Genomic DNA, 3,479 nt, shown 5'->3' on the forward strand with positions numbered 1-3,479 from the left:
TCAATCTCGTTGAGCGCGAAGGTGAGCCGGTCGGACTCCAGCGCGAGTTCGCGCATGCGGTTGCGGCGGTCGGCGAGGTCGTTCCGCGCGGTGAGCCAGGCGTCGCGCAATTTGCGGTAGCGCTCGAGCGCGGGGGCGGCCTTCGCGAACCGGTCCAGGGCGCCGCGCTGCTCCTCGGGCCGCATCAGGCGCAGCTGGTCGTTCTGCCCGTGCAGGGTGAGCAGCTCGGTGGTGAAGTCGCCCAGCGACTTGGCGGGCACGCTGCGGCCGCCGAGATAGGCCCGCGACGGCCCGTCGCGGCTGACCGAGCGCAGCGCGATCACGCTGCCGTCCTCGTCGCGCTCCGCGCCCGACGCGTCCAGCATCTCGTCCAGCTGCGCCACCACGGCATCCTCGAGATCCATTGTGGTGAAGCGGCCTTCGACCACCGCGCGGTCGGCGCCCGACCGCACCCGGGTGGCGTCGGCGCGGGCACCGCCGAGCAGGTGCAGCCCGGTCACCACCATGGTCTTGCCGGTGCCCGTTTCGCCGGTCAGCACCGTCAGGCCACGGTCGAACTCGCCGACCGCCGCGCTGATCGCGCCCAGCGACTCGATGCGTATTTCGGTGAGCACCCGCTGTTTACTTCCCGCGCCAACCCGTCACCGGCAACCGGAATTTGCGCACCAGCCGGTCGGTGAACGGGGCGCTGTCCAGCCGTGCCCATTTCACCGGCGTGTCGCAGCGTCTCACCTCGATGCGGCTGCCCGCCGGGATCAGCATCTCCCGGCGGCCGTCGCAGAACACCAGGGCGTCGTGCCCGTCCGCCTCGATCTCGATGGCGATGGTGGCGTTGGGACTGGTGACCATCGGCCGGCCGAACAGCGCGTGAGCGTTGTTGGGTACCACCAGGATTGCCTCCAGGTCCGGCCACAGCACCGGGCCGCCCGCGGAGAAGGCGTAGGCGGTGGACCCGGTGGGCGTCGACACCAGCACCCCGTCGCACCCGAACGCCGACACCGGCCGCCCGTCGATCTCGACGACCACTCCCAGCACGCCCAGTCGCGGGCCCTTCTCCAGGCTGACCTCGTTGAGCGCCCAGCCGTGTTCGACCGCCCGACCGCCCGAGCGCACGAGCACGTCCAGCGTCAGGCGGTCCTCCACCCGGTAGTCCTTGGCGACGACGTGGTCCAGCACCCTGTCGATGTGCTCGGCCTCGGCCTCGGCCAGAAAGCCGATGCGGCCGAGGTTGACGCCCAGCACCGGGATCCCGGCGTTGCGGGCCAGTTCGGCCGCGCGCAGGAACGTGCCGTCGCCGCCGAGCACCAGCACCAGCTCGCAGCCGTCGGCGGCGTGCGGATCCGCGTCGACCACCTGGATCTCGACGCCCATCGCGCGGATGTCGTCGGGGGCCACCTGCAGCGAGCCGCGGTCGACCGCCTCGGCGGACAGGACTCGAAGAGCAACGTCGTTGTCGCTCAGCACTTTCTGCACCCGCGCCGCGGTCTCGGTGGCTTCTTCGCGGCCGGTGTGGACGACCATCAGCACCGTGCGCTGCTCGGTCATTGCGGCCCCTCGTCTACCGCGCGCCGCACCGCTGCCACCAACTCGTCATCCGCCAACCCCCGATCGGCCTGGGCGCGCAGCCAAAGGAAGTATTCGACGTTGCCCGACGGGCCGGGCAGCGGGCTCGCGGTGACGCCGACGGTGTGCCAGCCCAGCTCGCCGGCACGCCGCGCCACGCCCACGACGGCGTCGGCGCGCAGGTTGGCGTCGTGCACCACTCCGCCGGCGCCGACCTGGCCCCGACCAACCTCGAACTGCGGCTTCACCATGGGAACGATATCCGCAGTGGCCGAAGCACATCCAGCCAGCGCGGGCAACACGGTGGCGAGCGAAATGAACGACAGGTCGGCCACGACCACGTCGACCGGCCCGCCGATCGCCTCCGGGGACAGGTCACGGGCGTTCGTCCGCTCGACGACGACGACCCGCGGGTCGCACCGCAGCGACCACGCCAGCTGGCCGTAGCCGACGTCCACGGCGACCACTTCCGCGGCGCCCCTGTCCAGCAGGACCTCGGTGAACCCGCCCGTCGACGCCCCGGCGTCCAGGCAGCGGCGGCCGGTCACGTCGATCCCGAAGGCGTCCAGCGCGCCGATCAGCTTGTGCGCGCCGCGGGATACCCAGCCCCGTTCGCCGTCGTCGGTGACGGTCAGGGCCGCGGTGAGGGCGACGGCGGTGCCCGGCTTACGGGCCGGCAGCCCGTCGATGCAGACCCGGCCGGCGCCGATCAACTCCGCGGCCTGTTGCCGCGATCGCGCAAGGCCGCGCCGAACCAGTTCGGCGTCGACGCGGGCGCGGCGAGACATGCGCGCACTCAGCCCTTCTCCGCCGACTCCAGCGCGGCCAGCAGCACGTCGTGCGCCTCGGACAGGCGGCGCGCTATGTCTTCGAGCTCGGTGAGCGACGGATCGTTGCCGGGGGTTTCCGGCCCCCCGGGCTCGGGCAGCCGGGCAAGCAGGGCGTCGATCTCCGCGCGAATCTGTTCAGGGTCGATAGTCATTGCGCTCCTACGCTAGTCCAGAGACCAGCGCTGCAGCGCCTCGCGGGCGCGCGCGTCGCCCGCCTCGATGCCGACCGGCCGCCCGTCCGACGGGGCTGCCCATACCGCGGCGGCGACCGCGCGCACGACCGCCAGGTCGTCGCCGTCGTCGGCCCCGTCGCCGCTGACGGTCACCGCCCGTTCGCCGACGTCGACGCGCCAGCCCGGCTGGGGCCCGACCGCCAGCCGCGCGCCGTCCTGATGCAACGCCCGCAGGTCGTGGCCGATGTAGGTGGGCCGGTGGGCGGGTTTGGCGTATACGGCGTCGCGCGCGGAGCTGACCCCGGTGAGGACCATCAGGCTGGGCAGCTTGGCCGCGTTGGCGCCCTCGATGTCGGTGTCCAACCGGTCGCCGACCACCAACGGCGCGCGGAAGTCGCCCCTGGCCGCCGCGTCGGTGAGCAATCCGGGCGCGGGCTTGCCCGCGACTTGGGGTTCGGCACCGGTGGCCGCCCGCAGCGCGGCGACCATGGATCCGTTGCCGGGTAGCAGGCCACGTTCGGTGGGCAGCGTGGGGTCGACATTGGCGGCGACCCACAGCGCTCCGGACCGGATGGCCAGCGCGGCCTCGGCCAGGTCCGGCCAGCCGATGGTCATCGACAGTCCCTGCACGACCGCGACGGGCTCGTCGTCGAACCGGCGCACCGGGCGCAGGCCGACGGCCGCGACCTCGTCGGCCAGGGCGTCGGTGCCCACGATGAGCACCGGCGCACCGGCCGGCAGCTGCTCGGCCAGCAGCCGGGCCGCGCTCTGGGCGCTGGTGGCGACGTCGTCGGCGGTGGCGGTGAAGCCGAGGTCGGTCAGGTGCGCGGCGACCTCGGCGGCGCTGCGCGAGGCGTTGTTGGTGACGAAGAACGCGCGGCTTGGCACCTCGGCCAGCGCCTGCACCGCGCCT

At 73.0% G+C, this 3,479-nt stretch carries 4 protein-coding genes and 1 pseudogene; all 5 read right to left on the bottom strand.

Features of this window, described 5'->3' with window-relative positions:
• A pseudogene (locus tag A9X04_RS23405) lies at positions 1 to 614 on the bottom strand (AAA family ATPase); the annotation flags it as partial.
• A gap of 7 nt (positions 615 to 621) precedes the next feature.
• Positions 622 to 1,545, bottom strand: a complete 924-nt coding sequence (locus A9X04_RS23410; RefSeq protein WP_067925678.1) for an NAD kinase — start codon at positions 1,543 to 1,545, stop codon at positions 622 to 624.
• On the bottom strand, positions 1,542 to 2,351 hold the full coding sequence (locus A9X04_RS23415) for a TlyA family RNA methyltransferase (RefSeq protein WP_067925681.1): 810 nt from the start codon (positions 2,349 to 2,351) through the stop codon (positions 1,542 to 1,544). Before A9X04_RS23415 ends, A9X04_RS23410 begins: the two co-directional genes overlap by 4 nt.
• Positions 2,352 to 2,359: 8 nt before the next feature.
• Entirely contained in the window at positions 2,360 to 2,545 is a 186-nt protein-coding gene (locus A9X04_RS23420; protein WP_067925685.1) for a hypothetical protein, read from the bottom strand.
• Between the two features lie 12 nt (positions 2,546 to 2,557).
• Positions 2,558 to 3,479: HAD hydrolase-like protein (locus A9X04_RS23425; protein WP_067925688.1), on the bottom strand; the 922-nt coding region annotated here is incomplete at its 5' end.

Origin of the sequence: Mycobacterium sp. E3247, assembly GCF_001667785.1 — a bacterium.
GTDB lineage: Bacteria > Actinomycetota > Actinomycetes > Mycobacteriales > Mycobacteriaceae > Mycobacterium.